General features: G+C 67.4%; 19 protein-coding genes. 5 read left to right on the top strand and 14 right to left on the bottom strand.

Features of this window, described 5'->3' with window-relative positions; translation table 11 throughout:
- Positions 1 to 5: 5 nt before the first annotated feature.
- The gene (gene pyrF / locus B0E49_RS08800) at positions 6 to 830 is read right to left on the bottom strand and encodes an orotidine-5'-phosphate decarboxylase (RefSeq protein WP_077561817.1); all 825 of its coding nucleotides are present in this window, start codon (positions 828 to 830) and stop codon (positions 6 to 8) included.
- Positions 831 to 867: 37 nt separating this feature from the next.
- Between pyrF and B0E49_RS08795 the strand changes: the two genes are divergently transcribed.
- Positions 868 to 1,749, top strand: a complete 882-nt coding sequence (locus B0E49_RS08795) for a DMT family transporter (RefSeq protein ID WP_077561816.1) — start codon at positions 868 to 870, stop codon at positions 1,747 to 1,749.
- Between the two features lie 142 nt (positions 1,750 to 1,891).
- Positions 1,892 to 3,952, top strand: a complete 2,061-nt coding sequence (gene fusA / locus B0E49_RS08790) for an elongation factor G (RefSeq protein WP_077561815.1) — start codon at positions 1,892 to 1,894, stop codon at positions 3,950 to 3,952.
- Positions 3,953 to 4,005: 53 nt separating this feature from the next.
- Here the strand turns inward: fusA and B0E49_RS08785 are convergent, their stop codons facing one another.
- Positions 4,006 to 5,307 carry a D-amino acid dehydrogenase gene (locus B0E49_RS08785; protein WP_077561921.1) on the bottom strand — a complete coding sequence of 434 codons (1,302 nt, stop codon included), beginning with the start codon at positions 5,305 to 5,307 and terminating at the stop codon, positions 4,006 to 4,008.
- A gap of 129 nt (positions 5,308 to 5,436) precedes the next feature.
- Between B0E49_RS08785 and B0E49_RS08780 the strand changes: the two genes are divergently transcribed.
- A complete protein-coding gene (locus B0E49_RS08780) occupies positions 5,437 to 5,904 on the top strand; it encodes an Lrp/AsnC ligand binding domain-containing protein (RefSeq protein ID WP_077561814.1) in 468 nt (155 codons plus the stop codon).
- Here B0E49_RS08780 and B0E49_RS08775 read toward each other — a convergent pair.
- From B0E49_RS08775 to tsaB, 4 genes are all read right to left on the bottom strand, one after another.
- A complete protein-coding gene (locus B0E49_RS08775) occupies positions 5,870 to 6,319 on the bottom strand; it encodes a DUF1810 domain-containing protein (RefSeq protein WP_077561920.1) in 450 nt (149 codons plus the stop codon). The two genes, B0E49_RS08780 and B0E49_RS08775, sit on opposite strands and share 35 nt — an antisense overlap.
- Positions 6,320 to 6,534: 215 nt before the next feature.
- On the bottom strand, positions 6,535 to 7,395 hold the full coding sequence (locus B0E49_RS08770) for a uracil-DNA glycosylase (RefSeq protein WP_286137895.1): 861 nt from the start codon (positions 7,393 to 7,395) through the stop codon (positions 6,535 to 6,537).
- A gap of 2 nt (positions 7,396 to 7,397) precedes the next feature.
- On the bottom strand, positions 7,398 to 7,865 hold the full coding sequence (rimI, locus tag B0E49_RS08765) for a ribosomal protein S18-alanine N-acetyltransferase (protein WP_077561813.1): 468 nt from the start codon (positions 7,863 to 7,865) through the stop codon (positions 7,398 to 7,400).
- A 22-nt stretch (positions 7,866 to 7,887) separates the two neighbouring features.
- Entirely contained in the window at positions 7,888 to 8,616 is a 729-nt protein-coding gene (gene tsaB, locus B0E49_RS08760) for a tRNA (adenosine(37)-N6)-threonylcarbamoyltransferase complex dimerization subunit type 1 TsaB (protein WP_077561812.1), read from the bottom strand.
- A gap of 80 nt (positions 8,617 to 8,696) precedes the next feature.
- Here tsaB and dacB point away from each other — a divergent pair, with 80 nt between their 5' ends.
- A complete protein-coding gene (dacB, locus tag B0E49_RS08755; RefSeq protein ID WP_077561811.1) occupies positions 8,697 to 10,118 on the top strand; it encodes a D-alanyl-D-alanine carboxypeptidase/D-alanyl-D-alanine endopeptidase in 1,422 nt (473 codons plus the stop codon).
- Positions 10,119 to 10,146: 28 nt separating this feature from the next.
- On the opposite strand, the gene B0E49_RS08750 is transcribed toward dacB, so the two are convergent.
- The 4 genes from B0E49_RS08750 to purE form a co-directional block, all read right to left on the bottom strand.
- Positions 10,147 to 11,139: an SGNH/GDSL hydrolase family protein gene (locus B0E49_RS08750; RefSeq protein WP_077561810.1), complete on the bottom strand. Its 993-nt coding sequence runs from the start codon at positions 11,137 to 11,139 to the stop codon at positions 10,147 to 10,149.
- Between the two features lie 78 nt (positions 11,140 to 11,217).
- On the bottom strand, positions 11,218 to 12,243 hold the full coding sequence (locus B0E49_RS08745; protein ID WP_077561918.1) for an L-threonylcarbamoyladenylate synthase: 1,026 nt from the start codon (positions 12,241 to 12,243) through the stop codon (positions 11,218 to 11,220).
- 25 nt (positions 12,244 to 12,268) lie between these two features.
- Positions 12,269 to 13,453 (bottom strand): 5-(carboxyamino)imidazole ribonucleotide synthase, encoded by a 1,185-nt coding sequence (locus B0E49_RS08740; protein WP_077561809.1) that lies wholly within the window; start codon positions 13,451 to 13,453, stop codon positions 12,269 to 12,271.
- Positions 13,450 to 13,947 (bottom strand): 5-(carboxyamino)imidazole ribonucleotide mutase, encoded by a 498-nt coding sequence (gene purE / locus B0E49_RS08735; protein WP_077561808.1) that lies wholly within the window; start codon positions 13,945 to 13,947, stop codon positions 13,450 to 13,452. The genes B0E49_RS08740 and purE overlap by 4 nt, the downstream gene beginning before the upstream one ends.
- A 36-nt stretch (positions 13,948 to 13,983) precedes the next feature.
- Here purE and B0E49_RS08730 point away from each other — a divergent pair, with 36 nt between their 5' ends.
- Positions 13,984 to 14,904 (top strand): tetratricopeptide repeat protein, encoded by a 921-nt coding sequence (locus tag B0E49_RS08730; protein WP_077561807.1) that lies wholly within the window; start codon positions 13,984 to 13,986, stop codon positions 14,902 to 14,904.
- 117 nt (positions 14,905 to 15,021) lie between these two features.
- On the opposite strand, the gene B0E49_RS08725 is transcribed toward B0E49_RS08730, so the two are convergent.
- The 4 genes from B0E49_RS08725 to B0E49_RS08710 form a co-directional block, all read right to left on the bottom strand.
- Positions 15,022 to 15,939: a phosphoribosylaminoimidazolesuccinocarboxamide synthase gene (locus B0E49_RS08725; RefSeq protein WP_077561806.1), complete on the bottom strand. Its 918-nt coding sequence runs from the start codon at positions 15,937 to 15,939 to the stop codon at positions 15,022 to 15,024.
- A 131-nt stretch (positions 15,940 to 16,070) separates the two neighbouring features.
- Positions 16,071 to 17,135 carry a class II fructose-bisphosphate aldolase gene (fba, locus tag B0E49_RS08720; RefSeq protein WP_077561805.1) on the bottom strand — a complete coding sequence of 355 codons (1,065 nt, stop codon included), beginning with the start codon at positions 17,133 to 17,135 and terminating at the stop codon, positions 16,071 to 16,073.
- A 135-nt stretch (positions 17,136 to 17,270) separates the two neighbouring features.
- Entirely contained in the window at positions 17,271 to 18,704 is a 1,434-nt protein-coding gene (pyk, locus tag B0E49_RS08715) for a pyruvate kinase (protein WP_077561804.1), read from the bottom strand.
- 136 nt (positions 18,705 to 18,840) lie between these two features.
- Positions 18,841 to 20,049 carry a phosphoglycerate kinase gene (locus B0E49_RS08710; protein WP_077561803.1) on the bottom strand — a complete coding sequence of 403 codons (1,209 nt, stop codon included), beginning with the start codon at positions 20,047 to 20,049 and terminating at the stop codon, positions 18,841 to 18,843.
- Positions 20,050 to 20,083: the final 34 nt, after the last annotated feature.

The following is a 20,083-nucleotide window of genomic DNA, read 5'->3' as shown; positions in this document are numbered from 1 at the left end:
AGGATTCAGCCCCGCGCCGCCTGCAGCACGTCGCGCGTCTTGCGCGCCGCGCGCCGCGCGGCCTCGGCAAAGCCTTCGCCCGACGACGCGTAGAGGATGGCGCGCGACGAGTTCACCACGATCGGCGCATCGGCGCGCCAGCCGGCCTTGACCGTGGCCGCCGCATCGCCGCCCTGCGCGCCGACGCCGGGAATCAACAGCGGCACGGTGGGCGCGAGCGCACGCACGCGCTCGATCTCGGCGGGATAGGTCGCGCCCACCACCAGGCCGAGCTGGCCATTCAGGTTCCACGGTCCCTGCGCGAGCCGCGCCACGTGCTCGTACAGGAGCGGCTCGCCGGGCACGCTGGACAGGCGCTGGTTTTGCAGGTCGTCGCCGCCCGGGTTGGAGGTGCGGCACAGCAAGAAGGCGCCCTTGCCCTCGTATTGGAGGTAGGGCTGGATCGAGTCGAAGCCCATGAAGGGCGACAGCGTCACCGCATCGGCGCCGTAGCGCTCGAACGCCTCCCTGGCGTACTGCTCGGCCGTGGCACCGATGTCGCCGCGCTTGGCGTCCAGGATGACGGGCACCTGCGGTGCATTGCGGCGCAGATGTTCCATGAGCCGCTCGAGCTGGTCTTCGGCGCGGTGCGCGGCGAAGTAGGCAATCTGCGGCTTGAAGGCAATCACCAGGTCGGCCGTGGCATCGACGATGGCGGCGCAGAAGTCGTAAATCCGGCTGGCGTCGCCCTTGAGGTGGTCCGGGAACTTGGCCGGTTCGGGGTCCAGCCCCACGCACAGCAGGGAGCCGTTGCGGCGCTCGGCGCTGTGCAGCATGTCGAGGAAGGTCATGGCGGCAATTTTACGGTTACCGGCACAATCGGCCCCCATGCATGCACTTTCCCGGCGCCAGCTCGTCACCCTGGCCTTGCTGACCCTGATCTGGGGCCTGAACTGGCCGATCATGAAACTGGGCGTCACCGACTTCCCGCCGCTGACCTTTCGCGCGCTCTCGATGTGGCTGAGCCTGCCGGTGCTGTGGCTGGTCTTGCGCGGGATGAGGGTGCCGCTGGGCGTCGCGCGCGAACACTGGCGCGAGCTGTTCTGGCTCGCCTTCGCCAACATGTTTATCTGGCAGGGCCTGATCATCCTGGCCGTCAAGTCGCTGTCCAGCGGGCGCGCGGCGATCCTGGGCTACACCATGCCGATCTTCTCGGCCGTGCTGGGCGCCCTGTTCTTTGGCAACAGGATGCTGCCGCGCGCCTGGGCCGGCGTGGTGGCGGCCGGCGCCGGCGTGGTGCTGCTGCTGTGGTACGAATTCACGCACCTCACGGGCAGCCCGCTGGGCGTGATGGAGGCCCTGGTTGCCGCCGCCGCCTGGGCGGTCGGCACGCAGATGCTGCGCCGCACGACCCTGCCGGTGGCCACGCTCACGCTGTCGTTCTGGATGACGGCGCTGACCACCGCCGTCATGACGCTGCTGGCCCTGCTGTTCGAGACATCGCAGTGGAAGACACCGTCCGGCGCGACCTGGGCCGCGATCCTGTTCAATGCCGTGCTGGTCTTCGGCTTTGCCCAGGCCGCCTGGTTTTTCCTGGCGCGCGGCCTGCCGCCGGTGGCCTCCACGCTGAGCGTGATGCTCACCCCCATCCTGGGCGTGTTCAGCGGCGCCGTATGGCTGCACGAGGTGCTGCACTGGCAGGACTGGACGGCCGTGGTGCTGATGGTGGCGGCGATCGGCTCGGTGCTGGCGCCGGCACGCAAGACCTGAGCCTGCGCGGCGACGGCCCTGGCGCTACAAAGCCGGCTTGCGCCGGATCGGTCATTCCTGTACGCTGGATTGTCGTCAAAGCGGAACTCGCGATCTCAACCGGACGGCCCGGCCCGCCTTGCGGGCTGGAGGAGACTCACTCATGCCAAGCCGATCGAACGGCCTCGCGGCCGAAATGCAAGCAGTGCGCACGCTGGCGCTCGTGGGGGCGTCTGCCGCAGGCAAGACCACCCTTGCCGAGGCCTTGCTGTACCGGTCGGGCACCATCGGCGCGCCGGGCAGCATTGAGCGCGGCAGCACCGTCAGCGACCATGACCCGCTGGAGCGCCGCATGCAGCACTCGCTCAACGCGTCAGTGATGCACCTGACACACGCCGGGACGCGGCTCCATTTCATCGACACGCCCGGCGGGCCCGATTTTCTCGGCCAGAGCCTGCCCGCGCTGGAGGCGGTGGAAACCGCGGCCATCGTCATCAACGCCAGCACCGGCATCGAGCCGATGGCGCTGCGCATGATGGAGTACGCGGCATCGCGCCACCTCACGCGCATGATCATCGTCAACAGGATCGACGCGCAGGGGGTCAATCTGGCGGATTTGCTGGCGCAGATTCAGGCCGCCTTCGGGCGCGAATGCCTGCCGCTGAACCTGCCTGACGCCGCGGGCACGCGGGTCGTCGACTGCTTCTTCAATCGCGACGGGCATTCCGATATCGGCGCGGTCGACGCGGCGCATCGCGCACTCGTCGAGCAGGTGGTCGAGGTCGATGCGGCATTCGTCGACCGCTACCTCAATGAGGGCGATGTCGACCCCCGCGAGCTGCACGCGCCGCTCGAACAGGCCCTGCGCGAAGGGCACCTGATTCCGGTCTGTTTCGCCTCGGCCCGCAGCGGGGCCGGCGTGGCCGAATTGCTGGACGTGATCGTCAAACTGCTGCCCGACCCCACGGAGGCCAACCCGCCCGATTTCCTCGTCGGTGAAGGCGCTGCCGCGCGGCCCATGCGCGCCAGGCCCGACCCGTCGCTGCATGTGCTGGCGCATGTGTTCAAGGTCACGGTGGACCCGTATGTCGGCAAGCTGGGCATCTTCCGCGTGCACCAGGGCACGCTCACCCGGGACAGCCAGCTCTATATCGGCGACAGTCGCAAGCCGTTCAAGGTGGGCCATCTGTTCATGCTCCAGGGCAAGGACCATGTGGAGGTGCCGCGGGCGCTGCCGGGCGACATCGTGGCAGTCGCCAAGGTCGATGAGATCCAGTTCGACGCCGTGCTGCACGACGCGCCCGAGGACGACCGCATTCATCTGGCGCCGCTGGATTTTCCGATCCCGGTGCACGGGCTGGCGATCGAGCCCAAGCGGCACGGCGACGAGCAGCGCATGTGGGAGATCCTCGGCAAGCTGGTCGGCGAAGACCCCTGCCTGCGGGTCGAGCATGTCGCGGCCACCAACGAGACCGTGGTCTACGGCCTGGGCGAGCTGCACCTGCGCGTGCTGCTCGAGCGGCTGCGCGAGGTGTACCACTTCGAAGTCAATACACGCCCGCCGCGCATTGCCTACCGCGAGACCGTGACGGTGCCGGCCGAAGGTCACCATCGCCACAAGAAACAGACGGGCGGGGCTGGCCAGTTCGGCGAGGTGTTCCTGCGCGTCGAACCGCTGGCGCGCGGCACCGGCTTCGAGTTCGTCGACCAGGTCAGGGGCGGAACGATCCCGAGCCAGTACATCCCCGCCGTCGAGAAAGGCGTGCGTGAGGTGCTCACGCAAGGCGCCATCGCCGGCTACCCGGTGGTCGATGTGCGCGTGGTGGTCTACGACGGCAAGCACCACAGCGTCGACAGCAAGGACATCGCCTTTGCCACCGCGGGACGCAAGGCGTTCATGGCGGCGATCCGCGAGGCGCGCGCCATTGTGCTGGAGCCCATCGTCCAGATCGACATCGCGGCGCCCGACCAGTCGACAGGTGACGTCACGGGCGACCTGTCGACCCGGCGCGGCCTGGTCACCGGCACGTCCAATGTGGCGGCGGGAATGATGCTGATTCGCGGCCAGGTGCCGCTGTCCGAGCTGTCAGGCTACCAGTCGCGGCTCAATGCCATGACCAGCGGGCAGGGCCGCTACACCATTGCACTGTCGCATTACGAAGCTGTGCCACCGGCCATGCAGCAGACCTTGGTGGGGCAGCACCGGGTGCGCGAGGAAGAGTAATCAGCGCCACGCTGCAGTATTCGGCTTGAGAACGTTGGGAGGCGCCCTGCGGCTCACGCCGGAGCGCCGGCCGGCCCCGTGCTGGCTGGCCGTGTGCGCGAGGGCGGCAGGTAGCGATCCAGCGCAAGACCATCGGTGCGGATCTCGGGCTTGTGGCCCGTCACCAGGTCGGCCACCAGCTTGCCGGAGCCGCAGGCCATGGTCCAGCCCAGGGTGCCGTGGCCGGTGTTGAGGAACAGGTTGGCATAGGGCGTGGCGCCAATGATGGGCGTGCTGTCGGGCGTCATGGGGCGCAGGCCGGTCCAGAACTCCGCCTTGGGCAGGTCGCCGCCCGGGAACAGGTCGCTCACGACATGCTCCAGCGTTGCGCGCCGGCGCGGGTTCAGGCGCAGGTCAAAGCCCGCCAATTCGGCCATGCCGCCGACCCGGATGCGCTTGTCGAAGCGGGTCACGGCCACCTTGTAGGTCTCGTCCAGCACGGTCGATTGCGGCGCCAGTTCGGGATTGAGCAGCGGCACGGTCAGCGAGTAGCCCTTGACCGGATAGACCGGAAGGTCGAGCCCCAGCGGCGCCATAAAGCGGCGCGAATAGCTGCCGAAGGCCAGCACGTAGCGATCGGCCGTCAAGACCTGACCACCCGCGCGCACGCCGGTGATGCGGCCGCCCTCGGTGACCAGGCCATCGACCGTCTGGTCGAAACGAAAATCCACGCCCAGCCCCCGCGCGAGCGCGGCCAGGCCCTGGGTAAACAGGTGGCAATCACCGGTTTCGTCGTTCGGCAGGCGCAGGCCGCCGGTCAAACGCTCACGCGCCTGGGCCAAGGCCGGCTCGGCAATGGCGAGCTGGTCGCGATCGAGCAACTCAAAGGGCACGCCGCACTCCTGCAGCACGGCCACATCGCGCTGCACGGCGTCGAGCTGCGCCTGCGTGCGAAACAGCTGCAGCGTGCCGCCGGTGCGCTGCTCGTACTGGATACCGGTATCCAGACGCAGCTGGCGCAGGCAGCCGCGGCTGTATTCGGCCACGCGCATCATGCGCTCCTTGTTGACCGCGTAGCGGTCGGCCGAGCAGTTTTTCAGCATCGCCGCCATCCAGCGCAGCTGGAACAGGCTGCCATCGGGCCGGATCGACAGTGGCGCATGCTTCTGGAACATCCACTTCAGCGCCTTGAGCGGAATGCCGGGCGCAGCCCAGGGTGTGGAATAGCCGGGCGAGACCTGACCGGCATTGGCAAAGCTGGTTTCCTGCGCCGGGCCGCCCTGGCGATCGAGCACGGTGACCTCGGCGCCCGAACGGGCCAGGTAATACGCCGTCGTGGTGCCGATGACACCGCCGCCCAAAACGATCACTTTCATGGCATACCCCACAGTTAACAAGATATGTCGCTAGTTTATTAATTTGATTGCCACAAGATTCACTGAAATAATTAAACAATTGAGATATTTCAGCTGAATCTGTTGCGTTCCAGCCATTGGAGAAGTGAAATGACCGACCTTGACCGCATCGACCGGAAAATCCTCGACATCCTGCAGCGCCAGGGACGTATTTCCATGACCGATCTGGCCGAACAGATCGGGCTGTCGACCTCGCCGTGTTCCGAGCGTGTGCGGCGCATGGAGCGCGAAAAGGTCATCACCGGCTACCACGCCCGCGTGGACCCGGTGGCACTCGGCAAGACCTTGCTGGTGTTCGTGGAGATCACGCTCTCGTCCAAGTCGGGTGACGTGTTCGACAAGGTACGCCAGGAACTGCTGCACGTGCCCGAGGTCATGGAGTGCCACCTGGTGTCTGGCAGCTTCGACTACCTGGTGAAGGCGCGGCTCGGCGGCATGAGCGAGTACCGCCATTTGCTCGGCGACATTCTCAAGAAACTGCCCGTGACGGCCGAATCGCACAGCTACGTGGTGATGGAAGAGGTCAAGGAAAGCCTGTTCCTGCCGGTCGATCGCTGAGGCGTTCAAGCGTCCCCGCGTCGCCTTCCCCACCGAAATACTGGGTCAGTGCCCGCTGGAAGACCGGCTCGTCCGGCGCCACCTGCGCAAACAGCGTCACCGACGAGTGGAACTTGAGGTCGTCCGGCGTGCCGAAGATCTGCAGCGCCGTGCGGCCTTCGACGGCCAGCACGAGTTGGGTGCACTCCTTCAGCCGCGCCGCGAGCAGCGCGTGGTGCCAATAAGCCTCGGCCTCGGCCCTCGAGGCGATGCCGAAGTGCTGCGCAATGGCACTGCTGCCCAATCCCTTGATCTGCGGAAACACGAACCACATCCAGTGGCTGGTCTTGCGGCCGGCCGCCAGCTCGGCGCAAACCTGCTGGTAAACCGGGTTTTGCGCCTGCACGAAGCGCTCCAGGTTGTACGGGTCGGCCATGTTCATTCCTTGAAGGTGCCAGCGGCGGCAACCTTTCTCGCGCTGCGTGGGCTGGAGCACAGACGAGAGCACGCCTCAAGGCGCTCAATCAAGCACTGGCGTGTGCTCCAGCATCCCTGTCGGGGGCGGGCAGCGCCGCAGGAGCTTGTATGTATATCGGTATTGGCACTCTTCTCGTCATTATTCTTCTATTTGTCCTTCTACGCTAAAGCGCTTCAGGCCGCGCGCTGGAGTACCTCGAGCGCCAGGCACAGATCGGCCCAGGCCTTGGCCTTGTCGGGCAGGTTGCGCAGCAGGTAGGCCGGGTGGTAGGTGGCGATCACCGGCACGCCGCGGTACTGGTGCGGCTGCCCGCGCAGCTTGCCCAGCGGCAGCTTGTGCACCTCGGGCACCGTGGCCTGCAGCAGCGCGTTCACGGCGAAGCGGCCCATCGCCAGAATGATTTTCGGCTGCAGCAATTCGATCTGCCGGCGCAGGTAGGGCTCGCACTGCGCCACCTCCCCGGGCTCGGGGTTGCGGTTGCCGGGCGGGCGGCATTTGATGACGTTGGCAATGAAGACGTTGGCGTGGCGGTCCAGTCCGATGGCGCGCAGCATGTTGTCGAGCAGCTTGCCGGCCGGGCCGACGAAGGGCTCGCCCGCCAGGTCTTCGTTTTCGCCGGGCGCCTCGCCCACGATCAGCCAGTCCACCTGCGGCGCCCGGCCTGGCGCGGACGCGGCCGGGCCGACGCCGAACACCGTGTTGTGGCGGCCCTCGCACAGCTTGCAGGCGCGGCAGCCGGCAACCGCGGCCTGCAGCGCCGGCCAGTCCATGGTGGCGATGCCGGCGGGCAATGGCTGCAGCGCCGACGTCGCCCGATCTTCTGAAGGTTTTAGGCCTGCAGCCCTTGCTGGTTGTTCGCTGGCAGCTATTAATTCAGGAGCAACCGGCGGGCTGACCGTGCGCGGCATGGCGGCGGATACGACCGGCGCGACCACGGCAACGCCTTCCACCTCGGCTTCGGCCGCCGCTGGCGGCCACCAGACCGGGATGTTCATCTCCGCCAGCATGGCGCGCTGGCGTTCGTCGAGGTCCAGGCTCACAGCTTCAGGCTCATGACGATGGCGTCCTCGCGCTTGCCCTGCACGGCGGGATAGTAATTCTTGCGCTGGCCGACGCGCCGGTAGCCGTAGCGCTCGTAAATCTGCTGCGCACGATAGTTGCTGATGCGCACCTCCAGCCACAGCCACTGGGCGCCCTGCGCGCGCGACCACAGGGTGAGCGCGTCCAGCATCACGCGCGCCCAGCCCTGGCCCTGGTGCACCGGCGCGACGGTGATGTTGAGCAGATGCACCTCATCGACGCCGCGCATCGCCACGAAGTAGCCCAGCAGGTTCTCGCCCGCCGTGAGCAACTGGGCCTGGTAGCCGGCCGCCAGCGAGTCGGCGAAGTGGTGGCGCGCCCACGGATGCGCATAGGCGATCTGCTCGATCGCCACAACCTCGTCGATGCGCGCCGCGGTCAGGGGCTCGAACTGGGCTTCCAGGGTTTTCAGGACGGCACTCATGGCACAGGACAGGTGGAAAGGGTCAGATCGTGGGCGACAGCACGGCGCGCTCGGCCGCACGCTCGTCGGTGGTTTTTGCCACTTTATCGCGAATATAGAGCGGCAGGGCCTGGTCGGCAGGAACCGCGCGGCCCGCCGCGATCAGGCCTGGAGCCAGCCGCAGCATCGCCGTGGCCGTGGGCAGCGCCTCCCGCCGCGGCATGCCTTGCGGCAGACGCGCGCCGTACGCGGCAAACACATTGCCGGCCAGCGCCCAGCCCGCCCTGGCCTGCAGGATTTCGGGTCGAATCAGGCTGAAGTCCCCGTCAGGCCTCCACAGGTTGCTCTCAAATTCATAGTCGGCAAGGTACATCTCGTCCATGCGCGCGTCCAGCACGGCGCGCACGCGCGTGGCGCCGTGCAGGTAACGCGCTTCTTCGGCGACGGCGAGCAGGGTGTCGATGGGCAGCACCTTCACTTCGGACAAGGCGCCGCTGCCGGACAACAATCTGGCGCTGGCGCCAAAGGCCATCCCCTGCGCCACCGAGCAGGCGGTGCGCAGCCCGGTGAACGAGCCCGGGCCGCGCCCAAAAGCGATCGCGTCGAGCTGCTCGAGCCGCAGGCCGGCCTGCGCCATCAGCGCCTGGATCGCCGGAATCAGCGTGCTGGAAGCCTGTGCGCCGCCCGCGCCGGTGTGCTGCCACAGCTGCGCGCCATGCGCCACGGCAATCGACATGGCTTCGGTGCTGGTATCGAAGGCAAGCAGCTTCATGCGGGGCAATCGTGGCACGGGCGAAACAACGGGGCAGGAGAACACATGGCCTCATTATCGAGGGGCCGGATAATCCGCGCATGTCATTCCTGTCCCGCTGCGCGCTGGCGCTGTCTGCCCTGGTGCTGGGCACGGCCTGCGCCCAACCCATTCCCCCCGAGATCGCCAGCGCGCTGGCCCGCGCCAGGGTGCCGCTGGACGCCGTGAGCCTGCTGGTGCTGCCGCTCGACGGCGGCCCGGCCCGCTTGAGCCACCGCGCGCAGGCCTCCATGAACCCGGCCTCGGTGATGAAGCTGGTGACCACCTTCGCGGCGCTGGACCAGCTCGGGCCCGATTTCACCTGGAAGACGCGCTTTTACATCGACGGCACGCTGGACAACGGCGTCGTGAACGGCAACCTGGTGATTCGCGGCGGCGGCGATCCGAAATGGGTGATCGAGCGCATCACGGCGGACTTCCAGGCCCTGCGCGAGCGCGGCGTGCGCGAGGTGCGTGGCGACATCGTGCTCGATGCCAGCCTCTTCGACGTGCCCGCGCACGACCCCGGCGCCTTCGATGGCGAGCCGATGCGCCCCTACAACAGCGCGCCCAGCGGCCTGCTGGTCAACTTCAAGTCCGTGCTGCTGGGCTTCGTGCCCGACCCGGCGAGCCACACGGCGCGCGTCACCAGCGAGCCGCCGCTGGCCGGCCTGACGGTGGATGCCAGCGTGCCTTTGAGCAGCGACGACTGCGCCGGCTGGCGCGGTGCGCTGCAGGCCGATTTTTCCAGCCCGGACCGCATCCGCTTTGGCGGCAGCTACAGCGTGCGCTGCGGCGAGCAGATCTGGCCGCTGGCCTATGCCGACCCCGCCAGCTACGCACGCCGCGTGATGGCGGCCGTGTTCGCGGCCTCGGGCGGCGTGCTGGACGGCCAGGTGCGCCCGGGGACCACACCGCCCACGGCCCGGCTCATCCTGGAGGCGCCGTCGCTGCCGCTGTCCAGCATCATTGCCGACGTCAACCATTTCAGCAACAACGTGATGGCGCAGCAGGTGTTCCTGACCTTGAGCGCGCAGCAGCGCGGCCAGGGCAGCTTTGCCGCCTCGCGCGAGGTCGTGGCGCGCTGGTGGCGCCAGACCTTTGGCGCCGGCGGACCCCCGGCGCCCGTGCTCGACAACGGCTCGGGCCTGAGCCGCGACGGGCGCATCTCGGCGCTGGCGCTGGCGCAATTGCTGCGCACGGCGGCGCAGCGGCCCACGGCCGATGTGTTCGAGCAGTCGCTCTCGCTCGCCGGGGTGGACGGCACGGTGGCCCGCATGCGCAGCAGCGGCACCGCGCCTGACGCCATCGGCAATGCATGGCTCAAGACCGGCACGCTGCGTGACGTCGCGGCGGTGGCCGGCTACGCCACGGGGCGCAGCGGGCGGCGCTATGCGCTGGTCGGCCTGATCAACCACCCGAACGCCCCCACCGCCCGGCCCGCGCTGGATGCGCTGGTGGAGTGGACGGTGAAGGATCAGTAATAGCTGTCGGCCGGCGCGCCCGCCAACCTCACCAGCGCTGGCTCAGCTTGGTGTAGGCGTTGGTGCCGAACAGGCGCTGCGCGCTCGGCGCGAAATAAAGGGGATCGGCAAACAGGTAGGTGGTGTAGTCGACCCCGGGAAGAAGGGTGGAGGTCGTGCACAGCGAGGAGTTGACCTGGTTCGCGCCGATACCGATGCCCGGGCCGGGATCGACCGAGGTGCAGACCGGGGTCGGGGTGGGGTAGTTTCCGGTCGTGCCCAGCGGCGCATACCCCGACGGCGCTGCCGTCACGATATTGAAGTAAAAGGCCGCATCGACGTACAGGACATCGGCGCCAAGGTTGACGACGCTCAGCAGCAGCGCGTTATTGAAATTCACCGTCGTCTTGCTCAGCAGGGAGTTCAGGCGCGGCTGGCCAATGGCCGCGGCCCAGGGCGAGACGCTCAGATCGTAGGTGCCGACCAGCACCACGTGCTGGGCGCCGGCGTTCACCAGACGCTGGACCTGGGCCCCGAGATCCTTGGCCGCCTGTGTGACATTGGCGGTCATCTGGGCCTGGGCTGCGGTGGTGCTACCTGCCGCCACCATGGCTTCCCACTCGGCCACGATGTCGCTGATGCCGCCATTGATCAGCACCACGTCGCTGGGCTGCAGCGTGTTGGACGCCAAAAAGGCGTCGATCTGCTGCGTCACCGTCTTGGTGGCGGTGCTGCCGGCGGCATCGGGCGTGACGGTGATGCGCGCGTTGCCCTGCGCATAACCCAGGCCGCCGCTGCTGGAGGGCGCGATGCTCAGGCCGTAGCTGGCCGCCAGCTGCTGCGTCCAGTTGTTGACGCTGCCGTCGTTCACCGTGTACTTGTTGTTGACGCCGAGATTGCCGACATCGCTGAAGGCGTCGCCGAACGAGATGAAGCGCGTAGGCGTGAGGGCCGACTCGACCGAGCTGCCGCAGCCCGCCAGCAGCGCCACCGACGCGCAGGCCGCCAGCATGATGATGCGGCGCAACCAATTTCCTGTCATTGCAATCTCCAAAGTCTTGGGCGGTAGTTTAACGAGGCCCGGTGTCAGCCCGGTAAAGCGCGCCGTGCGGCGCCACGCTCAGGCGGCCGCGGCGCGCTGCAGCCGGTCGCGCACGCCGTCCCAGTCGGGAGTGTCGGGCACGGTCTCGATCCAGATCAGGGTCGCGCCCTGCGCATCGAACTCGCGCAGCACCGCAAACAGCTGCTGCGCCGTGGCGCCGGCGTCGTCGGGCATGCGCCGGCGCATCACGCGCGACGAACGGCTGCGCAAAACAGCGCGGGAATAGATGGCGATGCGCGCCGTCGACTGGTCCAGGTCGGCCCCCAGCAGGTCGAGCGCGGTCTGCAGCGCATGTGCGTCCATCAGGCGCACCTTGGCGTTGGGCGCGTAGTGCGCCGCCAGCGTGCCCGAGGCCCGCGGCGTCGGTGCGGCGCCCGCATCCTGCAGTTCCTCTTTGGTGCGCAGCTTGTGGCCGCAGGCCGCCTCGATCTGCTCGCGCGTGAGCACCCCCGGGCGCAGCAGCACGGGCGCGCCGCGCGTGCAATCGACGATGCTGGACTCGATGCCGACAGCGCAGGCGCCGCCGTCCAGAATCAGCAACGCGTCGCCGAACTCCTGCTGCACATGCGCGGCCGTGGTCGGACTGACGCGCCCGAAACGGTTCGCGCTGGGGCCGGCCACGCCATACACGCCCAGCGCACTGCAGGCCCGCAGCAGCGCCAGCGCCACCGGGTGCGACGGGCAGCGCAGGCCGATCGAATCCTGCCCGCCGGCCGCGGCGGCCCCGACCTTGGGGCGGCGCGGCAGGATCAGCGTCAACGGGCCGGGCCAGAAGGCGCGCATCAATTTTTGCGCGAACTCCGGCACGCTGGCCGCAAAGTGCGCCACGCCTGCGCCGTTCGGGTCCGGGTCGGCCACATGCACGATCAGCGGATGCTCGCGCGGGCGGCCCTTGGCGGCAAAGATTTTTGCCACGGCCGCGTCCACACCGGCGTCGGCGCCGAGGCCGTACACCGTCTCGGTCGGAAATCCCACCAGATCGCCCGCCGCCAGCGCACGCGCGGCGATGGCGATCGAATCTGCGGCGTCTGCCGGCAGGATCATGCGCAGGCGCTCCGGCGTGGCGCGCTCAAAATGCGTCCAGCCCCAGCAGCTGCGCCGCCTGCTGCGCCGTGGCACGGGCCTGCGCCACGCTGGCGCCGGTGATGCACAGGTGCCCCATCTTGCGCCCGCGCCGCGCCTGCTGCTTGCCGTACAGGTGCAGGTGCGCCCCCGGCAGCGCGAGCAGCTCGCGCCAGGGCGGCGTCACCGCCTCGTCACCCGAGGGGAACCACAGGTCGCCGAGCAGGTTCAGCATGATGGCCGGGCTGTGCTGGCGCGGCGCCACCAGCGGCAGGCCAGTGAGGGTGCGCAGCTGCAGGTCGAACTGCGAGAGGTCGCAGGCGTCGATCGTGTAGTGGCCGCTGTTGTGCGGGCGCGGCGCCATCTCGTTGACGACCAGCGAATCGTCCTGCAGCACAAAGAATTCAACGCACATCACGCCCACGTACTGCAAGCCGTTTGCTATTGATTCGGTAGCCTCTATCGCAGACCGGGCAAGGGCTGGCGGCACATTTCCTTCATAAACCTCGGTCACGGCCAGGATGCCGTCACGGTGCAGATTGCGCTGCACCGGGAAATGCACCATGGCGCCATCCAGGCCGCGCGCCACAATCACCGAGCATTCCGCCTTGAGGGCCAGCATTTTTTCCAGCACGCAGGGCGCACCATGCAATTCGGCCCAGGCCGCGGCCAGCTCGGCACGGGTCTTGACGCGGATCTGCCCCTTGCCGTCATAGCCCAGGCGCGCGGTCTTGAGGATGCCGGGCAGCAGTGCCTCGGAGACGGCGGCCAGCTGCGCCGCGGTTTCGATCACGGCATGCGGCGCACAGGGCACGCCGCAGGCCACGAAATGCGCCTTCTCGCGCGCGCGGTCCTGCGCAATGGCGACCGCATCGGCACCGGGCGACACCCGGCGCTGCGCGGAGAGCTGTCGCAGCGCCGGCGCGGGCACGTTCTCGAACTCGGTGGTGATGGCATCGCAGCGCTGCGCCAGCTGCGCCAGGGCCTGCGGATCCTGGTAACCGGCCTGCAGATGGTAGTGGCTGACCAGCCCCGCCGGACTGCTGGCATCGGGGTCGAGCACCACCGTGAAGTAGCCCATGCTTTGGGCCGCCTGCACGAACATGCGCCCGAGCTGGCCGCCGCCCATGACGCCCAGGGTCGCGCCTGGAAGGATGGGCGCCCCCACGCTTGTCGCTTCGTGCGTGTTCATGCGGCGCCTGCGGGTGGCAAGGTCATGGCGCGCGCGGCCTCGGTCTGCTCGGCGCGGAAGGCTTCGAGCCGCGCACGCAGCGCCGCGTCCTCCCCCGCCAGCATAGCCACCGCAAACAGCGCTGCATTGGCCGCGCCCGCCGCGCCGATGGCAAAGGTGGCGACCGGCACGCCCTTGGGCATCTGCACGATGCTGTAGAGCGAATCCACGCCTTGCAGGTGCCGGCTGGGCACCGGCACGCCGAGCACCGGCACCAGCGTCTTGGCTGCCAGCATGCCCGGCAGATGCGCGGCGCCGCCGGCGCCCGCGATAATGGCGCGCAGCCCGCGCGGCACGGCCGATTCGGCATAGGCAAACAGCTCGTTGGGCATGCGGTGCGCCGAAACCACCCGCGCTTCATAGGCGATGCCGAACTGTTGGAGAATCTGCACTGCGTGCTGCATCGTGTCCCAGTCGCTGGCCGAGCCCATCACCACGCCGATTTGAATAGTCATCTTTGAATTTTACGTTTTCACCCCGAACTACCCACAATGATCGACATCACCCTTGAAAATATTCAGTCCGACCTGATCGATGCGTCGAACGCCCAGCCCGTGCTGCTCGACATCTGGGCCGAATGGTGCGGCCCGTGCAAGCAGCTCGGCCCGGTGCTGGAAAAGCTCGAGGCGGACTATGGCGGGCGCTTCGCGCTGGCCAAGCTGGACGCCGACAAGGTGCCGCAAATCTCGCAGCAGCTGAGCCAGATGTTCGGCGTGCGCAGCATCCCGTTTTGCGTGCTTTTCAACGCCGGGCAGCCGGTGGACGGCTTCGTGGGCGCCATCCCGGAGGCCGAGATCCGCCAGTTCCTCGACAAGCACGTGGCCAGTGCCGAACAGGCGCAGGCCGAGGAGGCGGACGCGCAGGCCCAGGACGCGCTGCAGGAGGGCGACACCGGCAGCGCACTGGAAAAGCTGCAGTACGCCGTGGCCACCGACCCGGCCAACGATGACGCACGCTTCGACTACGTCAAGCTGCTGCTGCAGCAGGGCCATGTCGACGATGCCAGGGTGGCGTTCGCGCCCGTGCTTGACAAAGCCGCCACGGTGCGCCGCTTCGATTCGCTGCAGCGCTGGATGGATGCTATCGATTTTGTAGCTAGCCACGCAGACGGGGTAGGGGCTGAGGCCGCATTTGATGCGAAAATCGCGGTCAACAAGCGCGACTTCGAGGCGCGCTTTCACAAGGCCCAATGGCTGATGGCGCAGCAGCGCTGGACTGACGCGCTCGACGAACTTTTGGAGATCCTGATGCGCGACAAGACCTGGAGCGAGGAGCTCGCGCGCAAGACCTGTATCGCCATCCTGGACATCATCGAGCCGCCCAAACCCAAGGTGGCCGACGGCCAGATCCCGCCCGATGATCCGACGGTGGCGAGCTACCGCCGGCGCCTGAGCAGCGTGATCCTGAGTTGACGCGCCCCAAGCAGGTCCAGCGCCGCCCGCGCGACCTCTGTCATTCCCGCGCAGGCAGGAATCCGCCTCCCGCAGACCACTACCGTGGATTGCCGGTCAAGCCGGGAACGACAGCCATCAGGCAGTGAGCCGCTGCAGCGCTTCCTGGTACTTGGCGGCGGTTTTGGCAACCACGTCCGGCGGCAGATGCGGCGCCGGCGGGGTCTTGTCCCAGGGCTTGCCATTGATGCGCACGGCTTCCAGCCAGTCGCGCAGGAACTGCTTGTCGTAGCTCGGCGGGTTCTGCCCGGCGGCAAAGGCCGCTTCATAGCCCTCCACCGGCCAATAGCGCGACGAGTCGGGCGTCAGCACCTCGTCCATCAGCGTCAACATGCCCTGCTCGTCCAGGCCGAACTCGAATTTGGTGTCGGCAATGATGATGCCCTTGCTCAGCGCAAAGGCCGCGGCGGTCCGGTAAATCTCGATGCTGATCTTTTTGATCTGCGCGGCCAGTGCGGGGCCGACCACCTTGACCATGTGTTCGTAGCTGATGTTCTCGTCGTGCGCGCCAGCCTCGGCCTTGGCGGCCGGTGTGAAGATGGGCTCGGGTAGCTTGCTGGCATTTTTCAGGCCGGCGGGCAGCGGCACGCCGCAGACCGACTGGCCCTGCTGGTACTCCTTCCAGCCGCTGCCGGCCAGGTAGCCGCGCACCACGGCCTCGACCGGGATGGGTTTCAGGCGCTTGACCAGCATGGAGCGGTCCTTGACCTGCGCCACTTCCTCGGGCGTTACGACGCTCTCGGGTGCCGCGCCGGTCAGGTGGTTCGGGCACAGGTGCCCCAGCCTGTCGAACCAGAACAGCGCCATTTGCGTGAGCAGCACGCCCTTGCCCGGAATCGGCTCGCCCATGATCACGTCGAACGCGCTGATGCGGTCGCTCGCCACCATCAGGATGCGGTCGGTGCCCACGGCATAGTTGTCGCGCACCTTGCCGCGCGCGAGCAGCGGCAGGGATTTGAGGGAGGAGGTGTGCAGGGACGGAGCAGGGCTGGTCATGTCAGTGGGTGTTCGGGTTCGATGACGGTGGCGCTCGAGGGCGAGCGCCAACACTTAAGTCTATTCTCACTCAAGGCAAAAAAGCCACCGGGTCGGTGGCTTTTGCGGCTGGGGCGCGGTCTGGGCGACGCTCAGTGCACCACCTGCGCCAGCTCGCCCCGGGCGTACTGGCCCGCCACCACCTGCAGGCTGTGGCCCTTGATTTTGGCGCCCTGGCCTTCGCAGCCGAACTGGACATAGCGCTGCTTGCAGATCTGTTTGGCGGCTTCGCGCGCCGGCTTGAGGTAATCGCGCGGGTCGAACTTGTCGGGGTTTTCGAACAGGTACTTGCGGATGGCCGCCGTCATGGCGAGGCGGATGTCGGTGTCGATGTTGATCTTGCGCACGCCGTGCTTGATGGCTTCCTGGATTTCCTCGACCGGCACGCCGTAGGTCTCCTTCATGGCGCCACCGTATTTACGGATCTCGGCCAGCAAATCCTGCGGCACGCTGGAGCTGCCATGCATCACCAGATGCGTGTTGGGGATGCGGCGGTGGATTTCCTTGATGCGGCCGATCGCCAGGATATCGCCGGTGGGCTTGCGCGTGAACTTGTAGGCGCCGTGGCTGGTACCGATGGCAATCGCCAGCGCGTCGAGCTGGGTGCGCTGGACAAAATCGGCGGCCTGCTCGGGGTCGGTCAGCAACTGGTCCAGGGTCATGGTGGCCTCGGTGCCGTGGCCGTCCTCCTTGTCGCCCTTCATGGTCTCCAGCGAGCCCAGGCAGCCGAGTTCGCCTTCGACCGTCACGCCGGTGGCGTGCGCCATGTCAACCACCTTGCGGGTGACGTCGACGTTGTAGTCGTAGTCGGCAATGGTCTTGCCATCGGCCTTGAGCGAGCCGTCCATCATGACCGAGGAGAAACCCAGGTTGATCGCGCCCTGGCAGACGTCGGGGCTCTGGCCATGGTCCTGGTGCATCACCAGCGGGATCTTCGGATACGCTTCGAGCGCCGCCTGGATCAGGTGCTTGATGAAAGGCTCCCCGGCATACTTGCGCGCGCCGGCGCTGGCCTGCAGGATCACCGGCGCGCCGACCTCGTCGGCGGCCGACATGACGGCCTGGACCTGCTCCAGGTTGTTGACGTTGAAAGCCGGAATGCCGTAGCCGTGAGCGGCGGCATGGTCCAGCAGCTCGCGCATCGAAACGAGTGCCATGATGAATGATCCCTGAGAGTTGAAAACCGGCACCTGACCGGCGCCAAAGCGGCTTGGTAACCGTCTGGTAACCAAGCCGCGATTTTAACGTGGCGCCGGTTATCGCACGAATCGTGCGCTCTTTGGCGGGCGCTATCAGCTGACCTGGCAGATCTTGAGCATGTTGGTGCCGCCCGGCGCGCCCATGGGTTCGCCGCAGGTGATCGCGTACACATCGCCTCGCTGCACGATGTTGCGGCTCTTCAGATGGCCTTCGGCCTCGGCCAGCGCGGTATCACGGTCCACGCTGGTATCCATCAAGAGCGGGCGCACGTTGCGATACAGCGCCATCTTGCGCTGCGTGGCGACCTTGGGCGTGAGCGCGTAGATCGGCACATGAATGCGGTGCCGGCTCATCCACAGGGCGGTCGAGCCGCTGTCGGTCATCGCCACGATCGCCTTGGCCCCCAGGTGGTGCGCGGTGAACAGCGCGCCCATGGCAATCGACTGGTCGATGCGCCCGAACGTCTTGCCCGAGAAATCGGCCTCCAGCTCGGCGTACTCGGCCTTCTCGGCTTCGGCGCAAATCTTGGCCATTTCCTGCACCGTCTCCAGCGGGTACTTGCCGGCGGCCGTCTCGGCCGACAGCATCACGGCATCGGTGCCGTCCAGCACGGCGTTGGCCACATCGCTGACCTCGGCGCGCGTCGGCACCGGGTTGCTGATCATGCTCTCCATCATCTGCGTGGCGGTAATCACCAGCTTGTCCATCTCGCGCGCCATGCGGATCATGCGTTTTTGCAGGGCCGGCACCACCGCGTTGCCGACCTCGACCGCCAGGTCGCCGCGCGCGACCATGATGCCGTCGCTGGCCTTGAGGATCTCTTCCAGCCGCGGAATGGCTTCGGCGCGCTCGATCTTGGCGATCAGCCCCGGCTTGTGCTGGTACGGCGCCGCCGCCACGTTGGCGAGCTGGCGCGCCATTTCCATGTCGGTCGAATTCTTCGGGAAGCTCACCGCCAGGTAGTCGGCCTGAAAGCTCATCGCGGTCTTGATGTCTTCCATGTCCTTGGCCGTCAGCGCCGGCGCGGTCAGGCCGCCGCCCTGCTTGTTGATGCCCTTGTTGTTGGACAGCTCGCCGCCGAGCTTGACGGTGGTGTGCACCTGCTCGCCGCGCACGACATCGACCGTCAGCACGATCAGCCCGTCGTTGAGCAGCAGCAAATCGCCCGGCTTGACGTCGCGCGGCAACTCCTTGTAGTCGAGACCGACGCCGTCCTGGTCGCCCGGCTCGGTGCGCGAGGCGTCGAGCACAAACTTCTGCCCCGGCGCGAGCAGCACCTTGCCGTCGGCAAACACGCCCACGCGGATCTTCGGACCCTGCAGGTCGGCCATGATGGCCACTTCGCGGCCAACGCGCCTGGCCGCCTCGCGCACCAGGGCGGCCCGGTCGATGTGGTCCTGCGCCTTGCCGTGGCTGAAGTTGAGCCGCACCACGTTGACGCCGGCCCGGATCATCTGCTCCAGCAACGCCGGGTCACTGGAGGCGGGGCCCAGGGTGGCAACAATTTTGGTGGCGCGACGCGGCATGGGGTGAGTCTCCGATGTAATTAAGTTTCGGATTCTCGCCGCAATCGGGGAACATGTCAGTTACGAAATCCCCGGCATTGCAGTCGATTCGGGTGAAAGTCTTTCACCCGGACCCGCAGTCGCCCGCGCCGCGAACTCAACCGTTGGCGCGCTTTTGCAGGATCTCGAACGCCGGCAGGGTCTTGCCCTCCAGCACTTCGAGAAAGGCGCCGCCGCCGGTCGAGATGTAATCCACCTGCTTCTCGATGCCGTATTTGGCAATCGCCGCCAGCGTGTCGCCGCCACCCGCAATCGAAAACGCCGCGCTTTGGGCAATCGCACGCGCGATGCCTTCGGTGCCGTGGGCAAACGCATCGAACTCGAACACGCCGACCGGCCCGTTCCAGACAATGGTGCCGGCCGCCATCAGCTGCGCCGCGAGCCGGGCCGTGGTCTGCGGGCCGATGTCGAGAATCAGGTCGTCGTCGGCCACCTCGGTGGCGGCCTTGATGGTGGCCGGCGCGTCGGCGGCAAAGGTTTTGGCTGTCACCACGTCGGTGGGGATCGGCACCTCGGCGCCGCGCGCCTTCATGAGATCCATCACGGCGCGGGCCTCGTCCAACAGCTCGCGCTCGGCCAGGCTCTTGCCGATAGCCAGGCCGCTGGCCAGCATGAAGGTGTTGGCGATGCCGCCGCCCACGATCAACTGATCGACCTTGGCAGCCAGGGCTTTCAGGATGGTGAGCTTGGTCGACACCTTGGAGCCCGCCACGATCGCCACCAGCGGGCGTTTCGGGTTGCTCAGCGCACGCGCGATGGCATCCATCTCGGCCGCCAGCAGCGGGCCGGCGCAGGCGATCGGCGCGTACTGGGCGATGCCGTAAGTGCTGGCTTCGGCGCGGTGCGCCGTGCCAAAGGCATCGTGCACGTAGATGTCGCACAGCGAGGCCATTTTCCTGGCCAACACTTCGTCGTTCTTTTTTTCGCCGCGGTTCAGGCGGCAATTCTCCAGCAGAACCAGCTGGCCGGGGGACAGATCCTTGCCATCGACCTGGAAGCCATCGACCCAGTTGGCGATCAGCGGCACCTCGCGGTCCAGCAGTTCGCCCAGGCGCGCCGCGACCGGCGCCAGCGAGTCCCGCGGCTGGAATTCGCCCTCCGTCGGGCGTCTGAGATGCGAGGTCACCATCACGGCCGCACCGGCGTCCAGCGCCATCCGGATGCAGGCGATGGAGGCGCGAATGCGCGTGTCTTCGGTGATGCGCCCCATCTCATCCAGCGGCACGTTCAGGTCGGCGCGGATGAAGACGCGCTGGCCACGGACTTTGCCCTGGGCGCACAGATCGGAGAAACGGATGAAATTCATGGCAGGACGGGCTCGCAAGGACGAAGGGGCGGGG

Source organism: Polaromonas sp. C04 (assembly GCF_002002705.1).
In the GTDB taxonomy this organism is placed as follows: domain Bacteria; phylum Pseudomonadota; class Gammaproteobacteria; order Burkholderiales; family Burkholderiaceae_C; genus Rhodoferax_A.
This window is presented reverse-complemented; position numbering and strand designations above follow the sequence as displayed.

Coding starts and splice junctions, on each gene's coding strand:
- pyrF (WP_077561817.1), bottom strand. CDS start 830: ATGACCTTCCTCGACATGCTGCACAGCGCCGAGCGCCGCAACGGCTCC.
- B0E49_RS08795 (WP_077561816.1), top strand. CDS start 868: ATGCATGCACTTTCCCGGCGCCAGCTCGTCACCCTGGCCTTGCTGACC.
- fusA (WP_077561815.1), top strand. CDS start 1,892: ATGCCAAGCCGATCGAACGGCCTCGCGGCCGAAATGCAAGCAGTGCGC.
- B0E49_RS08785 (WP_077561921.1), bottom strand. CDS start 5,307: ATGAAAGTGATCGTTTTGGGCGGCGGTGTCATCGGCACCACGACGGCG.
- B0E49_RS08780 (WP_077561814.1), top strand. CDS start 5,437: ATGACCGACCTTGACCGCATCGACCGGAAAATCCTCGACATCCTGCAG.
- B0E49_RS08775 (WP_077561920.1), bottom strand. CDS start 6,319: ATGGCCGACCCGTACAACCTGGAGCGCTTCGTGCAGGCGCAAAACCCG.
- rimI (WP_077561813.1), bottom strand. CDS start 7,865: ATGAGTGCCGTCCTGAAAACCCTGGAAGCCCAGTTCGAGCCCCTGACC.
- tsaB (WP_077561812.1), bottom strand. CDS start 8,616: ATGAAGCTGCTTGCCTTCGATACCAGCACCGAAGCCATGTCGATTGCC.
- dacB (WP_077561811.1), top strand. CDS start 8,697: ATGTCATTCCTGTCCCGCTGCGCGCTGGCGCTGTCTGCCCTGGTGCTG.
- B0E49_RS08750 (WP_077561810.1), bottom strand. CDS start 11,139: ATGACAGGAAATTGGTTGCGCCGCATCATCATGCTGGCGGCCTGCGCG.
- B0E49_RS08745 (WP_077561918.1), bottom strand. CDS start 12,243: ATGATCCTGCCGGCAGACGCCGCAGATTCGATCGCCATCGCCGCGCGT.
- B0E49_RS08740 (WP_077561809.1), bottom strand. CDS start 13,453: ATGAACACGCACGAAGCGACAAGCGTGGGGGCGCCCATCCTTCCAGGC.
- purE (WP_077561808.1), bottom strand. CDS start 13,947: ATGACTATTCAAATCGGCGTGGTGATGGGCTCGGCCAGCGACTGGGAC.
- B0E49_RS08730 (WP_077561807.1), top strand. CDS start 13,984: ATGATCGACATCACCCTTGAAAATATTCAGTCCGACCTGATCGATGCG.
- B0E49_RS08725 (WP_077561806.1), bottom strand. CDS start 15,939: ATGACCAGCCCTGCTCCGTCCCTGCACACCTCCTCCCTCAAATCCCTG.
- fba (WP_077561805.1), bottom strand. CDS start 17,135: ATGGCACTCGTTTCGATGCGCGAGCTGCTGGACCATGCCGCCGCTCAC.
- pyk (WP_077561804.1), bottom strand. CDS start 18,704: ATGCCGCGTCGCGCCACCAAAATTGTTGCCACCCTGGGCCCCGCCTCC.
- B0E49_RS08710 (WP_077561803.1), bottom strand. CDS start 20,049: ATGAATTTCATCCGTTTCTCCGATCTGTGCGCCCAGGGCAAAGTCCGT.